Origin of the sequence: Aliirhizobium wenxiniae (assembly GCF_014201355.1) — a bacterium.
GTDB lineage: Bacteria > Pseudomonadota > Alphaproteobacteria > Rhizobiales > Rhizobiaceae > Neorhizobium > Neorhizobium wenxiniae.
Map to the genome: position 1 here is coordinate 572,476 of NZ_JACHEG010000002.1, position 13,976 is coordinate 586,451.

Annotated in this window: 19 protein-coding genes; 11 read left to right on the forward strand and 8 right to left on the reverse strand. The window is 58.5% G+C overall.

The genetic code is table 11. The features are described from left to right. Positions 1-46 precede the first annotated feature (46 nt). Both HNQ72_RS10820 and HNQ72_RS10825 read left to right on the forward strand, forming a co-directional pair. Entirely contained in the window at positions 47-1,627 is a 1,581-nt protein-coding gene (locus HNQ72_RS10820) for a helicase HerA-like C-terminal domain-containing protein (RefSeq protein WP_183992273.1), read from the forward strand. 171 nt (positions 1,628-1,798) lie between these two features. Beyond that, positions 1,799-3,394 carry an EAL domain-containing protein gene (locus tag HNQ72_RS10825; protein ID WP_244654400.1) on the forward strand — a complete coding sequence of 532 codons (1,596 nt, stop codon included), beginning with the start codon at positions 1,799-1,801 and terminating at the stop codon, positions 3,392-3,394. 36 nt (positions 3,395-3,430) lie between these two features. On the opposite strand, the gene HNQ72_RS10830 is transcribed toward HNQ72_RS10825, so the two are convergent. Genes HNQ72_RS10830 through HNQ72_RS10840 form a run of 3 tightly spaced genes read right to left on the reverse strand, consistent with a single transcriptional unit; the run spans position 3,431 to position 5,568 of the window. Continuing rightward, positions 3,431-4,243 carry a VOC family protein gene (locus HNQ72_RS10830; protein ID WP_183992275.1) on the reverse strand — a complete coding sequence of 271 codons (813 nt, stop codon included), beginning with the start codon at positions 4,241-4,243 and terminating at the stop codon, positions 3,431-3,433. A gap of 38 nt (positions 4,244-4,281) precedes the next feature. Then, positions 4,282-4,761, reverse strand: coding sequence for a DUF1579 domain-containing protein (locus HNQ72_RS10835; RefSeq protein WP_183993087.1), 480 nt, complete (start codon positions 4,759-4,761; stop codon positions 4,282-4,284). A gap of 42 nt (positions 4,762-4,803) precedes the next feature. Next, on the reverse strand, positions 4,804-5,568 hold the full coding sequence (locus HNQ72_RS10840) for a DUF899 domain-containing protein (protein WP_183992276.1): 765 nt from the start codon (positions 5,566-5,568) through the stop codon (positions 4,804-4,806). Positions 5,569-5,625: 57 nt separating this feature from the next. On the opposite strand from HNQ72_RS10840, the gene HNQ72_RS10845 reads away from it, so the two are divergent. The 3 genes from HNQ72_RS10845 (at position 5,626) to HNQ72_RS10855 (ending at position 7,123) form a co-directional block, all read left to right on the forward strand. Beyond that, positions 5,626-6,081, forward strand: coding sequence for a MarR family winged helix-turn-helix transcriptional regulator (locus HNQ72_RS10845; protein WP_183993088.1), 456 nt, complete (start codon positions 5,626-5,628; stop codon positions 6,079-6,081). A gap of 72 nt (positions 6,082-6,153) precedes the next feature. Continuing rightward, complete coding sequence (locus tag HNQ72_RS10850) at positions 6,154-6,582, forward strand: sulfocyanin-like copper-binding protein (protein WP_183992277.1); 429 nt, start codon at positions 6,154-6,156, stop codon at positions 6,580-6,582. 40 nt (positions 6,583-6,622) lie between these two features. Beyond that, a complete protein-coding gene (locus HNQ72_RS10855) occupies positions 6,623-7,123 on the forward strand; it encodes a cytochrome b (protein ID WP_183993089.1) in 501 nt (166 codons plus the stop codon). 74 nt (positions 7,124-7,197) lie between these two features. Here HNQ72_RS10855 and HNQ72_RS10860 read toward each other — a convergent pair whose 3' ends face one another. Next, positions 7,198-8,040: an oxidoreductase gene (locus tag HNQ72_RS10860; protein WP_183992278.1), complete on the reverse strand. Its 843-nt coding sequence runs from the start codon at positions 8,038-8,040 to the stop codon at positions 7,198-7,200. A gap of 121 nt (positions 8,041-8,161) precedes the next feature. On the opposite strand from HNQ72_RS10860, the gene HNQ72_RS10865 reads away from it, so the two are divergent. Then, entirely contained in the window at positions 8,162-9,058 is an 897-nt protein-coding gene (locus HNQ72_RS10865; RefSeq protein ID WP_183992279.1) for a LysR family transcriptional regulator, read from the forward strand. A gap of 29 nt (positions 9,059-9,087) precedes the next feature. Continuing rightward, positions 9,088-9,213, forward strand: coding sequence for a hypothetical protein (locus HNQ72_RS30955; RefSeq protein ID WP_280518268.1), 126 nt, complete (start codon positions 9,088-9,090; stop codon positions 9,211-9,213). Positions 9,214-9,315: 102 nt separating this feature from the next. On the opposite strand, the gene HNQ72_RS10870 is transcribed toward HNQ72_RS30955, so the two are convergent. Together HNQ72_RS10870 and HNQ72_RS10875 are read right to left on the reverse strand one after the other, a co-directional pair. Next, positions 9,316-10,080 carry an RES family NAD+ phosphorylase gene (locus HNQ72_RS10870; protein ID WP_183992280.1) on the reverse strand — a complete coding sequence of 255 codons (765 nt, stop codon included), beginning with the start codon at positions 10,078-10,080 and terminating at the stop codon, positions 9,316-9,318. Further along, the gene (locus HNQ72_RS10875) at positions 10,040-10,423 is read right to left on the reverse strand and encodes an MbcA/ParS/Xre antitoxin family protein (protein ID WP_148143990.1); all 384 of its coding nucleotides are present in this window, start codon (positions 10,421-10,423) and stop codon (positions 10,040-10,042) included. The genes HNQ72_RS10870 and HNQ72_RS10875 overlap by 41 nt, the downstream gene beginning before the upstream one ends. Before the next feature lie 145 nt (positions 10,424-10,568). On the opposite strand from HNQ72_RS10875, the gene HNQ72_RS10880 reads away from it, so the two are divergent. Continuing rightward, positions 10,569-11,201: a LysE family translocator gene (locus HNQ72_RS10880; RefSeq protein WP_183992281.1), complete on the forward strand. Its 633-nt coding sequence runs from the start codon at positions 10,569-10,571 to the stop codon at positions 11,199-11,201. 93 nt (positions 11,202-11,294) lie between these two features. Here the strand turns inward: HNQ72_RS10880 and HNQ72_RS10885 are convergent, their stop codons facing one another. Next, positions 11,295-11,717, reverse strand: coding sequence for an organic hydroperoxide resistance protein (locus HNQ72_RS10885; protein WP_148143992.1), 423 nt, complete (start codon positions 11,715-11,717; stop codon positions 11,295-11,297). Between the two features lie 194 nt (positions 11,718-11,911). On the opposite strand from HNQ72_RS10885, the gene HNQ72_RS10890 reads away from it, so the two are divergent. The 3 genes from HNQ72_RS10890 (at position 11,912) to HNQ72_RS10900 (ending at position 13,606) form a co-directional block, all read left to right on the forward strand. After that, a complete protein-coding gene (locus HNQ72_RS10890) occupies positions 11,912-12,325 on the forward strand; it encodes a MarR family winged helix-turn-helix transcriptional regulator (RefSeq protein ID WP_183993090.1) in 414 nt (137 codons plus the stop codon). 138 nt (positions 12,326-12,463) lie between these two features. After that, positions 12,464-13,174 carry a helix-turn-helix transcriptional regulator gene (locus tag HNQ72_RS10895; protein WP_183992282.1) on the forward strand — a complete coding sequence of 237 codons (711 nt, stop codon included), beginning with the start codon at positions 12,464-12,466 and terminating at the stop codon, positions 13,172-13,174. 39 nt (positions 13,175-13,213) lie between these two features. After that, positions 13,214-13,606, forward strand: coding sequence for a DUF1330 domain-containing protein (locus HNQ72_RS10900; RefSeq protein WP_244654399.1), 393 nt, complete (start codon positions 13,214-13,216; stop codon positions 13,604-13,606). 120 nt (positions 13,607-13,726) lie between these two features. Here the strand turns inward: HNQ72_RS10900 and HNQ72_RS10905 are convergent, their stop codons facing one another. Beyond that, positions 13,727-13,957, reverse strand: a complete 231-nt coding sequence (locus tag HNQ72_RS10905; protein WP_183992283.1) for a hypothetical protein — start codon at positions 13,955-13,957, stop codon at positions 13,727-13,729. Positions 13,958-13,976: the final 19 nt, after the last annotated feature.

Sequence of the window (13,976 nt, forward strand, 5' to 3'; positions counted from 1 at the left end):
CGTATAAGCATTTGAGAACAAACGCCGCGAGGGAGCGCAGAGTTGCATGACTGACGAGATGGGTAAGCTCTTCATCGGTGGCAGCCGCAAGCCGGACGACACGCTGAACAAGGCCGAATATCTGGACCTGAAATTCGGCAACCGCCACGGCCTGGTGACTGGAGCAACCGGCACCGGCAAGACGGTGACGCTGCAGGTTCTGGCGGAAGGTTTTTCCAAGGCGGGCGTTCCGGTTTTCGCCGCCGACATCAAGGGTGACCTTTCCGGTGTCGCCGCCAAGGGAGAAACCAAGGATTTCCTGCTGAAGCGCGCCGAGCAGATCGGTTTTCAGGACTATGACTTCGAACAGTTTCCGGTGATCTTCTGGGACATCTATGGCGAAAAAGGCCATCGGGTGCGCACCACGATCGCCGAAATGGGACCGCTTCTTCTGGCCCGGTTGATGAATGCATCCGAACCGCAGGAAGGTGTCTTGAACATCGCCTTCAAGCTGGCCGACAAGGCAGGCCTGCCGCTTCTCGACCTGAAGGATCTCACCTCGCTTCTCAACTACATGGCAGAGAATGCGACCGAGCTTTCCAAGGAATTCGGACTGATTTCCAAAGCCTCCGTCGGTTCGATCCAGCGCGCGCTTCTGGTGCTGGAACAGCAGGGTGCGGAACATTTCTTCGGCGAACCGGCGCTGAAGATCACCGACATCATGCGGGTGAACCCGAATAACGGTTACGGCCAGATCTCGATTCTCGCTGCCGACAAGCTGATGATGAACCCGCGGCTTTACGCGACCTTCCTTCTGTGGCTGCTTTCGGAACTGTTCGAAGAACTGCCGGAAGTGGGCGATCCGGAAAAGCCGAAGCTCGTCTTCTTCTTCGACGAGGCGCATCTTCTGTTTGATGAGGCGCCGAAGATCCTGATCGACCGTGTGGAACAGGTGGTGCGCCTGATCCGCTCCAAGGGCGTCGGTGTCTATTTCGTTACGCAGAACCCGCTCGACGTGCCGGAAACGGTGCTGGCCCAGCTCGGCAACCGCGTGCAGCATGCGCTGCGTGCCTATACGCCGCGCGAGCAGAAGGCAGTAAAGACGGCGGCCGATACGTTCCGCCCCAACCCCGATTTCGACTGCGCGACCGCCATCACCCAGCTCGGCACCGGCGAGGCGCTTGTCTCGACGCTGGAAGCAAAGGGCGCACCTTCGATGGTGGAACGCACACTGATCCGTCCGCCGTCGGGCCGGATCGGGCCGCTCACCGATGCGGAGCGTCAGGGGATCATGGATCGCAGCCCCGTTCTTGGGCTTTATGACGAGGATATCGATCGCGAGAGCGCCTTCGAGATCCTCGCCTCGCGCGCCAAGCAGGCGGCCGATGCAGCAGCTGCCAGAAACGCAAAAGACGAACTCGATCCAGCGCCGCCTGCCGGTTCCGGCGAGACGACCGGCTGGACTTTGCCGGGCTTCGGCGGCGGTGACGACGATCAGGACCAGCAGCGGGGGCGCAAGACTGTCGGCCGCTCGGGTTACCAGCGCGAGACGATCGTGGAAGCAGCGATGAAGAGCGTGACGCGTACGGTTGCCACGCAACTCGGCCGGGCGATCGTGCGCGGAATCCTGGGCAGCCTCAAGCGCTGATTGCGGCACCCTTAGCGCCCCACCACCCAAGGCTGCTGCCGTCACGATGGCGGCAGCGGATTTCTGTGCGATGTCGAAAAAGTCAGCATTTCAACCAATTATCGATAGGTTGCCTTAACCCCTTATCGCTATGGGTGCAGCATACTTTATGTGACTTACTGCACACGAGATATGTACTTGAAGCGATCAAGGGTCATAGCAGAAGCCATCCTCCTCGCCTTTGTGGGCGTGCTTCTGCCGTTGTCGGCAGCCATTTATGCCGCGTGGGCGCTATCGGTAAACACCGAAAAGGGACGGCTTGAACTGGTCGCCAGCCAGGCTGCCGCCCGTACGCATCTCTCCATTCTCAATACCGCCGCCATGCTGCGCGAGCTCGACAATCAGAAGCTCGCCCCCTGTTCCGATGCTCATATCGGCGAAATGCGCCGCCTTTCGATCAATGGCCGGATGATCGAGGAGATCGGCTATATCGATGACGGTCTGCTCAGATGTACGTCCTGGGGACAAACGACGAAGCGGATCGCGAAGCTTCCTCCCGATTTCATGAGCGGCGACGACATCGAAACCTGGGTGGCGGTACCGCCTCTGGTCAGCGGTGCGGACCCGCTCACCGTCGTGCAGGTGGGCAAACATAATGCGCTGATCGATCCGGTGCGCCCGATAGACCTGCTCTCGGACAACCGCATTCTTGTTACCATCGTTGCGCCGAATGGCCGTGTTGCGGCGATGCTCAACGATCTCGACACGCAAATGGCTCTGTCCCTGGCGAAACAAGGCAAGAGCGGCGTCAACGATGACTACGTCTATGGCGTGGCGACCGATGCAGGCTGGACCGCGATCGCCGTCGGTCATCGGGAGGAGCTGATTGCCCAGTTCCGCAGCCAGCTCTGGGTTTTCCTTCTGTTCGGCGGCTTTGCCTCGATCTTCATCGTGGCGATGATCATGCGCCAGTCGCGCAAGCGGCTCTCTCCGCTCAGCGAATTGCAGATCGCTGTGCGCAAGCGCGAATTTATCGTCCACTACCAGCCGATCGTCGAGCTTGCCACGGGCAACTGCGTCGGAGCCGAAGCCCTGGTGCGCTGGAAGCGACCGGACGGAAGCCTGGTGCGACCAGACCTGTTCATTCCGCTTGCCGAGCAGAGCGGCCTGATCCAGCCGATCACCGACCAGGTGATCGATGCAGTGGCAAGAGATCTCAACGAGCTGCTGGTTCAGTACCGTTCTGTCCATGTGACGATCAATGTCTGCGCCGAAGACATCAAAAGCGGGCGTATTCTCGAAGCGGTCGCTGCACGCATCGGCCGAACGGGGATCGAAAACAGGCAGATATGGCTTGAAGCGACCGAACGCGGACTGCTGGATATCGAAGAGGCGAGCCGCACGATCGAGGAAGCCCGTACTCGCGGCCACAAGGTGGCGATCGACGATTTCGGCACCGGCTATTCCAGCCTGCAATATCTCCAGAACCTTCCCCTCGACACGCTGAAGATCGACAAGTCGTTCATCAATACGATCAACCGGCAGAGCGCCACGAGCTCCGTCGTGCCTCACATCATCGACATGGCGAAGGCGCTCAATCTCTCGGTTGTGGCGGAAGGCGTGGAAACGGTGGAGCAGGCCGAATATCTGATCGAGCACGGTGTCGAATACGGGCAAGGCTGGCACTATGGCAAACCCATGCCCGCCGACATATTCATCGCCTACCTGTACGAAAACATGAAACGCAGACGCGCAGATGTCATCCCGCTACGTCGTTTGAACGGATAGCTCCATTTCCCCGTCAGCCAGAATTGCTTCCGACCCTCAACGTTTCGGCGCCACCAGGGAGAAGAATGCTCCCTGCGGATCCGTCGCGTTGATGATCCAGCTGTCACCGGGTACGGATTGCGGACCGAAGACCACCGTGCCGCCATTGGCCTTGACCCGCTCAACCGCGGCATCGATAGCCTCGACGTTGAAGTAATAACTCCAGCAGGGCATGGGCACGGTTTCCGGCCTCGTCATCATGCCGCCGATGGCTTTGCCTCCGTGGGCGAAGATGCGGTATGGCCCCATCGGCCCCATGTCGAAATCGTGGTCCTTCGTCCAACCGAACACCTTGCCGTAAAAATCGAAGGCTTCATGCACTTCGCCGGCATAAAGCTCGCGCCAGCCGACATTGCCACGATCTTCCGGTCCCAGTTCACGTGGCGGATTTTCCGGAGGGATCGGCGTCATGATGCAAAGCACTGCGCCATGCGGATCGGCAACCACGGCAAACCGGCCGATGCCTGGAATATCGTCCGGCTCGCGCTGAACGCGGCCCCCGAGTGAAACATATTCCTTCGCCGTCTCATCCACGTCATCGACCGCGACGTAACCCGTCCAGTTCGGCGGCAGCTTGCCTTCCAGTTCGGGCGGGAAATTCATCATGCCGCCGATGCCGGGGCAGTTTTCCCCCTCGCCCATTTCGAACAGATAATAGTACGGCAAATCCGGCATCTGTATGGAATTCACCTTCCAGCCGACAACGGCGGAATAAAAATCGCCCGCAGCCCTGGTGTCGGAGGTCATCAGCTCGCACCAGATGAATTTTCCATGAGTAGCGGAACGCGTGTTGGATGCAGTCTGCAGCATGGCACTATCCTCGTGATCGGTTAGGGAAAGGAAGCCTCTCAGCCTTTGCGGCGATAATGCGCTTCCATGAACTGTTTCCAGCTGCCATCCGGTTGCCTGGCGCTGGAGGTGAAAGTGCGGTGGTCATCGGACAGGAAGGTGACCTGCTCGCGGTAATCGGCCATGCCCTCACCGCTCATCGTTGGCCCCGTCGTATAGAGGCTGAGCGTCTTGCCATCCGGCTCGACTTCGCCTTCATAAACCCAGAGATAGTCCATCATTGAACCAAACCAGGTGCCGACATATTTGCCCTTGGCGGCGTCATATCCGAGGGTGAGCATGGTGGTTGCAGGACCTCCCCCTTCGCCTCCCTCTCCCTTGGGCATGTCACCCGTGCCTTCGGCCACGATCCAGATGCCTTGAAGCGACCGGACATTTTCCACCCAGGGCGTTTCGCCGCTCATGTCCGAGGTGACGTCCCAGCTGCCGACCATCTTTTCCAGAAAGCCGTGCTCAGCACGCGGTTTTGCCATGACCATCGTCATTGTTTTCTCCTCCCTGATTATGAAATCTGCGCCGCCTTAATGGCAGCAGGATGAACCCTTCTCTTTCGGAGCGGTTTCATATTCATCGTGGCGCTTCAGGAAACTCATGGTCGAGGTTTCGTTACGGCCGAGCGGCGCACGATCGAGCAACATCAGCGTGCCGCAGACCTCTTCGCCGCCGCGGGCGTAGGTCGAATAGGTGTGAAAGATCTCGCCCGCCTCGTTGCGGTAGAAGGAGGACATACCGTGTTCCTCATCGGCGATCTCGCTCGTCGGCACCTTGCGATAATTGTATTCGACGGCACCCGATGCCCGCTCCTCATCCGAGAAAGAGACATCGTAATCGTAGTTGAAAGCGTCGCCGAAGGACGAGACCCAAGGGAAATTCCAGCCCATGCGCCGGCGATAGGCCTCGATCTTTTCGAGCGGTGCGCGGGAGACGGCCACCCAGGTGACGTCGTGATTGTTCAGATGCGGCAGCGCACCTTCGACATGATCGCAGAAGAAGGAGCAGCCGATACAGCCCTCGTCCCAATCCGGGCCGAGCATGAAATGATAGACAAGCAACTGGCTGCGGCCATCGAAAAGCTCGGCAAATGTCTTTCTACCGGCAAGCGTATCGAAGGCATAGTCCTTGTCGACCTTCACCCAGGGAAGCGCCTGACGCGCCGCCCGCACCTTGTCGCGCAGGCGGGTCTCTTCCTTCTCCAGTTGCAGAAGCTTCAGGCGCGCATTGCGCCATTCATTCTTCTCAATGATCGGATTGTCCGGCGCGGTTTTCGCGGATGCGGTGATATCCATGTCTTGGACCTCCTCTTCCTTGACAGATTACGTTGATATCAACATGATTATTCCATGCTGTCAAATATCGAATCGATTCCGTTCTCCACGACGCTGCATGTGCGGGACACCTGCCTGTGCCTGCATGTGCAGCGGGCGGCACGGGCGCTTGCCCGGCGTTTTGATGTGGCGATGAAGCCTATCGGGCTGAATAACGGGCAGTTTTCGTTGATGATGTCACTCAACCGGCCGGTGCCGGCGACGATGAAATCCGTCTGCGATCTACTCGCCATGGACCGCACGACTTTGACGGCGGCGCTCAAGGTTCTGGAACGGCGCGGGCTGGTCAAAACCGAGATCGACCCGAAAGATCGCCGCGGGCGACTTCTGACGCTGACCGAAGCGGGGATGGCGATGCTTTCCGCAGCCTTGCCGATCTGGACACGGGTTCATGCCGAGATCGATGCTGAACTGGGTGACGGCGGATCGGATGGGGTGCGACGGTTGCTGGCAAGATTGAAACAGGCCTCCTAGACACGTTTTGCGTTCAGAGTGCCGTCAGGAAACGGTCCTAAGTCTCCCGCGGGATAAACCTGAGGAGATCCAATGATGCGCAGGCATTTCCTGGCACTAGGCACAATCGCATTTATGTCGCTGGCCCCACAGGCCTTTGCGGCCACTGCCATCAATGTCATCGAAGATGGCGAAGGCGGTGGCACCATGAGCCTCAAGTTGGACCAATCCATCATCAAGGCCGGTGAAGTCGTCTTTTCGGTGCACAATGCGGCGATGACCGAGGAACACGAGATGGTGCTGGTGAAACTGAAGTCTGCGGGCCAGAAGCTTCCCCTCATGGAGAGTCGACATCGGATTGATGAAAAGCAGCTTAAGAACCTTGGCGAGGTCGCAGATCTCAAACCAGGCGCGAACGGTTCATTGAAAGCCAGACTTTCACCCGGCCATTACATGCTCTTCTGCAACATCATGGGCCACTATGAAGCGGGCATGCATGAGACGCTGACCGTCACGAACTAGAGCAGTCGCCGGACGACCAGTTCTGCCAAATCGAAAGCGAATTCAGATGACATCGCCGATTACCTATTCTCTGCCGCAGCGTATCCTCCACTGGCTGACTGCTGTACTCGTGTTATTCAACCTGCTTTTGCCGGACGGCATGAATGCCTGGCAACACGCCATGCGGCGAACCGGAGCCGCCACCGTGGGTCAGATCGCCTCGGCCAATATCCATGCCTATGCCGGTCTTGCGGTACTGCTTATGGTGTTGTTTCGGCTTTTATTGCGCAATATCCAGGGCGTTCCTGCTGCGCCGGTGAGTGAGCCTTCGATATTCAGGCTCGGGGCAAAAATCGCGCATGTTCTGCTTTACGGATTGCTGCTTATGATGCCCTTGACGGGTATCGGCGCCTATTATCTGGGCTGGGGCAGTGCCGGAGACCTCCACGCGGATATTCTCAAAGTCATTCTCTGGCTGATACTGGCAATGCATGTCGCTGGCGCACTGGCTCATCATTTCTATTGGAAAACCAATGTGCTGCGGCGCATGACGATAGGCTGACGGATCGAGCAATTACACAGCAACGAAACGCCCGGCTCATCACCGGGCGTTTTTGATGTTGATGTCGCAGCCGCTCAGGCTGCTTCAGTCTTGTCGAAATCCGTCGACACGGAGATCGCCCTTACCCGCTCCAGCAGCGCAGTGTCGGAGGCGATCTTGGCTTCGATGGCGGCGACCGTATCGCTGCCGAGCGGCAGGCGGACGGGCGGATTTTCCATGTCGACGAAATCGATCAGCACCTCGGCCAGTTTCTGCGGATTGCCGGGCTGGTTGCGGCTGATGTGTTTGGCCTTTTCGCGCACCACGCCGGCAGTTTGCGCATAATCGGCGATTTCGACCGGGCTTACGCTGAGCGAATTGCCTTCGAGGAAATCGGTGCGGAAATAACCGGGTTCGATGGCGGTGGCATGGATGCCGAGCGGGCTAAGTTCGTCAGCCAGAGCTTCCGTCAGGCCTTCGACGGCGAATTTTGCCGAGCAGTAGACGCCGAAGCCGGCTGAACTGCGATACCCGCCGATGGACGAGAAGTTGAGGATATGGCCCGAGCGCTGGCGGCGCATATGCGGCAGCACGGCACGGGTAACGGAGAGAAGCCCGAAGACATTGGTGCGGTAGATCGCCTCGACTTCCTCAGCACTCGCTTCCTCGATCGCACCGAGCAGGCCGAAACCGGCATTGTTGACGAGAACATCAATGCGGCCGAAGCGGGCAATCGCAGCCTTGGCGGCATCATGGGCCTGGGTCTCGTCGTTGACATCGAGTGCGACGGCGAGAAGGTTCGGATGATCGCCAAAACGCTCTGATACCGATTTCGGATTGCGGGCGGTGGCGACGACATTATCACCCTTTGCCAATGCTTTTTCGGTGATCAGCGCGCCAAAACCGCGGGATGCACCAGTGATGAACCATGTACGCATGTTGAAATCTCCTCTTTCGTGATGCCGTTCCGTTGATCGGCGGCTGAGGAGATTTTTACGTCGGCATGGCTCGTGAGATAATCGACTGGATTCTCTTCAAGCTGATGAGTAAAATTCAGTAATGGCAATTTTCTCACCCACCGATTTGTCGCCGTTTCTGGCGCTGGCGCGACACAAGAGCTTTCGTCGGGCGGCCGACGAACTTGGCTGTACACCGTCTGCGCTCAGTCATTCCTTGAAGGCGCTGGAGGAAAGGCTTGATGTGCGGCTGTTCAACCGCACGACGCGCAGCGTGGCGCTGACGGAGGCCGGCGAAAGGCTGCTTTCCCGTGTCGCACCGGCCTTCCGCGATATCGAGGATGCGCTGGACGACCTCAATAATTTTCGCGGTACGCCGGTCGGAAGGCTGCGGATCAATGTCTCGCGGCCGTCGGCGCGGATGGTGCTTCTTCCGTTGGTCGCGCGGTTTCTGGAGGCGCATCCAAGGGTCGGCATCGAGATCGTCATCAACAACGAACTGGTCGACATGGTGTCGGAAGGGTTTGATGCAGGCGTGCGTTTCGGCGAGATCATCGCCCAGGACATGATCGCCGTGCCGATCGGCCCAAGACAGCGGACCGCGATCGTTGCGACGCCCGACTTTTTCGAAAAACATCCGAAACCGGTTACGCCGGAACAGTTGAAATCCCTGCCCTGCATTGGCTTTCGGTTCGGCACCGGGCGGCTTTACGCCTGGGAATTCGAGCGCGGCGGCGTGGAATTGTCGGTGGAGGTGGATGGCGCACTTGTGCTCGACGATCAGGACATGATGGTGGATGCGGCACTTGCAGGCGCGGGCATTGCCTTCACCTTCGAGGACCAGGTGAAGGATCTGGTGGCAGATGGTCGGCTCACGCGCGTGCTCGAAGACTGGTGCCCCTATTATTCCGGGTTCTATCTCTATTATCCGAGCCGTCGCCAGATGCCGGCGGCCTTGCGCGCTTTCGTGGATTTCGTCAGGGCGGACAGAAGCGGGTAATCCGTATGATACGCGGAAAACGCGCATAATTGCCGCAGATAGCAGTTAATCTTGATTTCAACACAATCATGGATTACATAAGCTTCATCGGCATTGCTGATGAGCGCTTAACCTATGTGCTGCTCGCAATTGCCGCCGCTGCTTTCAGCTTTTGACCACGGATGTACTGGCACTGGTGGATAAAGCGGCGATGAGAGAGGTCGGAGCAATATTGCCCCGGCCTTTTTTCGTTTCTAGGCTCCCGATTTTGGAGCTGATTATGCCTTGAGAGCCGCCGCGATGCGCGCATCATCGGCGAAATCGGTGACGGAGAAGCCGAGCCGCAGCAGCGGGTAATTCCGGATCGCCTGCACGCCTGCCCGCGACAGGCGAATCCGCCATGTCTGCCGTTCCGATGGTTCAGGCGCTGCAAAGGCGGATGCCGTCAGCAGCGCGATATTCAACCCACCCTCAGGATCGCGAACGGAACGGTAGACGATCGCTTCGGCATCGGCGCTGCGGGCGGCTTCAGCAAAAGCCTGGCAGGCAGCGTAATCCTGTCTATCTTCCCAGGCCGCACGGTCGCGATCGAATGGCGCTGCGGTGAGGTCCAGGATCTTCGCGCTGTCGATGGGCACAGCAAAAGCCGTGTATTCGGCGGGATTGGACGGCAGCGGCGTGGCCGGAGATTCTGCGAAAAACAACAACCGGTAAAACGCCATTTCGGCAATCGCCGTCGAAATCCCGAAGGCGGCGTAAAAAACGCCCGGCGTCTTCCCGGCGCGGCGAAAACGCGAGCCATGCGGATAGGCGGCACCGTAGCGAAAGGGTGTCTTCAAAAGATAATCCAGGCCTTCGCATTCCGGCGGATAGGCAGGCTTGGTTTCTTCCAGAAGGTTTTCAAGCAGCGCCTGCTCATCGACATGATCGACCAGCTTCATCGTCGAGACACGATGCTGCGCCTCGACGAGACGCCAGACAGTCGTGCTCAGCCGCCTGAACTCAGACGAGAGCGCGGCGGGCATCCAGATAGGCAAGGACATCAGTCAGACCGGAAATGGAGAGGATCTTGTCGGCGGGAATGCCGGAGAGTGCCGTATTGTGGTTCTTCAGCCAGGCGCGCGCCACCTGCTCGTCGCCGCCCGTGATCGCATCGAGAGAACGGAAAAGGCGGATCAGCAACAGCGCCAGTTCGAAGGGCTTCGTGCCCTTTTCAAGCAGATGGTCCAGCCGCTTCATGCGCGACACCGATGCTTCAGACACCCCGACAATGCCGGCCAGCGTGCGGGCGCTAAGGCCGAGCCGGTCGGCAGCCGCAACAGTTGCCTTTGTCACCACCTGCGCTTCAGAGATTACGAGATCCGGCGTTTTTGATGCGTAAGCCATGGCCCTTATTCCTTTCTCAAGAAATAATATAGTCGATATCTTTCCAAAGACAATGGATTTGCAAATTTTCGTATCAGATGGCCTGATGGCTTTTGGCCGGCGTAGAGAATAGTGTTTCGCTACTATTCTCGCCAAGGATCAACCGATGCCATCTGTCGAATTGCTGATCACGTTCTTCATCACGACCGCGGTGTTTGCCTATATTCCGGGGCCAGCGATGCTCTATGCCGCGGCCCAGACGATGGCGCGCGGGCGTAAAGGTGGGCTGATGGCAACGCTCGGCATTCATCTCGGCTGTTATGTGCATGTGGTGGCTGCCGCGGCCGGGCTTTCCGTTCTGTTTCACGCGGTGCCGACGCTTTATCTTGCGGTGAAGATGATCGGAGCGGGATATCTGATATGGCTCGGCATCTCGCTTTTCCGGGCGAAGACGAGTGGTGATCCTTCACTGCCCTTAATCGGCCAGAAATCCGCCCGCCGCGCCTTTCTGGAAAGCATAACCGTCGAGGTTCTGAACCCGAAGACGGCGATCTTCTTCATGGCCTTCCTGCCGCAATTCGTCGATGCGTCGGCTGCCTTTCCCGTCTGGCTGCAGTTCCTGATCCTCGGCGCGGTGGTGAACATGACGTTTTCGTCGGCCGATCTCGTCTGCGTGTTTCTCGCAGGTGCCGTCGTGAAGGGCCTGAAGAAATCGGCCGCGGCACAAAGGATGATGCAGCGGGCCGGCGGTGCGGTGCTGATCGAGCTTGGCGCTCACCTCGCCCTACAGCGAAACTGAAATGACAAAACGGCCGGAAGCCCCGAGGCCTCCAGCCGTTTTCAGAATATGGCGGATGCCGCCCGAAGACGGCATCTTACTGGCCTATGATATTCAGGCAACCGTGACCGGAACTTCGGTGGCGGTGCGCATGGCGTGGCTGTAGGGGCAGACGATATGCGCCTTGGCGACCAGATCTTCGGCCTGCGCCTTGTCCATGCCGGGGATCGAAACGGAAAGCGAGACTTCGATGCCGAAGCCGGTGCCGTCTTCACGCGGGCCGATGCCGACCGTTGCCGTCACCTTGGCGTCTTCCGGGATCTTTACCTTTTCCTTGCCGGCAACGGCCTTCAGCGCGCCGAGGAAGCAGGCGGAATAACCGACTGCGAAAAGCTGTTCGGGGTTGGTGCCGGTTGCGCCGTCGCCGCCGAGTTCCTTCGGGACAGTCAGCGTGACATCGAGAACGCCGTTTTCAGAGGCGCCGTGGCCTGCACGGCCGCCGGTGGCAGAACCCTTGGTTGTGTAGAGAATGGGCATGTTCGTACTCCCTTCGGTTAAATCGTTCGCAATTCAATTGCGTGCAATAGATTTATGCGCATTGCATTCTGACGTCAAGTCTGTGAGAATAGATTATGAAAGAGATAGAGCACGGTTTCGTGATGACAGGGGCAGAGCCGAATAAAAACGACGGGGTCGAAAACCGCGAGGCAGCGACCGGCGGGCTGGATGTTATGTTGTGTTTCGCCATCTATGGCGCCGCGCACGCGTTTACGCGTGCCTACAAGCCCCTGCTCGAACCGCTGGGGCTGACCTATCCGCAATATCTGGTCATGATGGCGCTCTGGGCGGAAGACGGGCAGAAGGTGAAGGCGCTCGGCGACAGGTTGGGACTCGATTCCGGCACGCTCTCCCCTCTCCTCAAGCGGCTGGAGCAATCCGGCCTCGTCAAGCGCAAGCGCGATGCGGAAGACGAACGTCAGGTGAAGATCACGCTGACGCCGCAGGGTGTGGAACTGAAGGAACGGTCAGCCGGCGTGATGGAAGCCATAGGCGAGGCGACAGGATGCAGCCTCGAAGAAGTGGGTATGCTGAGGGCGGCGCTTGTGGGGCTGAAGGATCGGCTTGAGGGGGCGGAGGAGCGGTAGCAACAGGCCCTGACCGGGGCCATCCAACCTTCTCTTCGCGAACCGGATTTGACGACCAAGCGCTTGACCGATCCGCGCCTGCGGAACTGAACAAGACCATCGAGTGCGAGCGCCGAACTTGCCCAGGGATATCTGCATATGTCGCGAACGGGTCGATTATTTGAACTACTCGGCATACTGCGAGCACGCAGGATACCCGTCACGGCCCTTGATCTCGCGGATCGGCTGGGTGTGTCGGAGCGGAGCATATACCGGGATATCGACACGTTGCGCGCGTTAGGAGCGCCGATCGATGCGCAAGCCGGCATTGGCTTTTGCCTGAGGGATGGTTACTTCCTTCCAGAATTCGCATTTTCACAGGACGAACTGGACGCGATCAAGCTCGGCTTGAGCTGGGTGCAGCAACGCGCAGATCCGGCCCTGGCACTTGGCAGCGAAAGCGCATTGGCAAAGATCCTTTCCGTTGGAAAGGCAGCTTCTGCGACGAGCGACGAAGCATCTGGCCTTATAATGGCGGCTCCATCCTCGGAGTTTGTTGACCCTCCACATGCCGCATCATTGCGCGAGGCCATTCGCCGGCAGCGCAAAGTCGAGATCAGCTATGAAGACGCTCATGGCTCATTGTCGGATCGCACCATCTGGCCGATAGCCATCGTCTATTTCGACGGTGTGCGGGTACTCGCGGCATGGTGCGAACAGAGATCGGCCTTCCGTCACTTCCGCATAGATCGGTTGCAACTGACAACCGTTTTGCAGGAGCGTTATCCCGGCCGACGACAATCGATCGTGAAACACTGGCACGAACAGGATCGCGACTGGCGTTCACTCCTGACAGTTTCTGACAAATGAACACGCTATTCGTTTGCCGGTGCACGTCCTCCGAGCAAAGTGTTTAAGAAAGATAAGCGAATGGCTGAATTGTCCCCAGCTGCTGTCGAAGCCTTCCTGAGTGAAGCCGACGACACGCCCATCGTCATGTTGAACCTGATCAACTTCGAACCCGATGGCGGACGGGAAAGGTATGGCCGATACCATCAGATGGCCAAACCGATTTTGGCACGCTTTGGCGCGCAAATCCTGTTTGGCGGTGACGGCCTGCCTGTGCTTACCGCAGGGCCGGCAGCGGGGTGGGATGCTGCCGTGCTGGTTCAATATCCAAATCGGTCGGCATTCAAGAATATGATCGCTGATCCCGAATATCAGGAAGCATTCAAGGTTGGAATCTCGGCCATCGCGGATATCGCGTTGCAGCCCATGAAGCACATGAGCGGCCTCATATAAAAGGATCATTTACGGGTGGCCCAGTTGGCTGCCCGCACAGCTCGATCACCCTCCGGCAATCCGCTTCGACCACAAGCCAGCCGTGATGCAAAGCCCCTGCATCACGGCACGACCAATTCATCAGGCCGAGAATTTTACCGCCACGCCGCGCTGGCGAAAATAGGCCTGCATCAGCTTGCGGCCGGAACGATTGTTCTGCGAGATTTTGGCCGGATCGAAGACGGCCTCCTTCTGGCCGGCCTTAGCAAGCGCTGCCTTGAGAGAGGCGATATGGGTGTCGATATCGGCATTGTCCGCGTGGAGCGATTCATAGATGCGGTTGGTTGCGTCTTCTACGGTCAGATCAGTCATGGTTTCGCTCCTGTTTTTG

What these genes read in the sequence shown, in the direction of transcription:
- HNQ72_RS10820 (WP_183992273.1), top strand. Translation starts at nt 47, where the DNA reads ATGACTGACGAGATGGGTAAGCTCTTCATCGGTGGCAGCCGCAAGCCG.
- HNQ72_RS10825 (WP_244654400.1), top strand. Translation starts at nt 1,799, where the DNA reads ATGTACTTGAAGCGATCAAGGGTCATAGCAGAAGCCATCCTCCTCGCC.
- HNQ72_RS10830 (WP_183992275.1), bottom strand. Translation starts at nt 4,243, where the DNA reads ATGCTGCAGACTGCATCCAACACGCGTTCCGCTACTCATGGAAAATTC.
- HNQ72_RS10835 (WP_183993087.1), bottom strand. Translation starts at nt 4,761, where the DNA reads ATGGTCATGGCAAAACCGCGTGCTGAGCACGGCTTTCTGGAAAAGATG.
- HNQ72_RS10840 (WP_183992276.1), bottom strand. Translation starts at nt 5,568, where the DNA reads ATGGATATCACCGCATCCGCGAAAACCGCGCCGGACAATCCGATCATT.
- HNQ72_RS10850 (WP_183992277.1), top strand. Translation starts at nt 6,154, where the DNA reads ATGATGCGCAGGCATTTCCTGGCACTAGGCACAATCGCATTTATGTCG.
- HNQ72_RS10860 (WP_183992278.1), bottom strand. Translation starts at nt 8,040, where the DNA reads ATGCGTACATGGTTCATCACTGGTGCATCCCGCGGTTTTGGCGCGCTG.
- HNQ72_RS10865 (WP_183992279.1), top strand. Translation starts at nt 8,162, where the DNA reads ATGGCAATTTTCTCACCCACCGATTTGTCGCCGTTTCTGGCGCTGGCG.
- HNQ72_RS10870 (WP_183992280.1), bottom strand. Translation starts at nt 10,080, where the DNA reads ATGTCCTTGCCTATCTGGATGCCCGCCGCGCTCTCGTCTGAGTTCAGG.
- HNQ72_RS10875 (WP_148143990.1), bottom strand. Translation starts at nt 10,423, where the DNA reads ATGGCTTACGCATCAAAAACGCCGGATCTCGTAATCTCTGAAGCGCAG.
- HNQ72_RS10880 (WP_183992281.1), top strand. Translation starts at nt 10,569, where the DNA reads ATGCCATCTGTCGAATTGCTGATCACGTTCTTCATCACGACCGCGGTG.
- HNQ72_RS10885 (WP_148143992.1), bottom strand. Translation starts at nt 11,717, where the DNA reads ATGCCCATTCTCTACACAACCAAGGGTTCTGCCACCGGCGGCCGTGCA.
- HNQ72_RS10890 (WP_183993090.1), top strand. Translation starts at nt 11,912, where the DNA reads ATGTTGTGTTTCGCCATCTATGGCGCCGCGCACGCGTTTACGCGTGCC.
- HNQ72_RS10895 (WP_183992282.1), top strand. Translation starts at nt 12,464, where the DNA reads ATGTCGCGAACGGGTCGATTATTTGAACTACTCGGCATACTGCGAGCA.
- HNQ72_RS10905 (WP_183992283.1), bottom strand. Translation starts at nt 13,957, where the DNA reads ATGACTGATCTGACCGTAGAAGACGCAACCAACCGCATCTATGAATCG.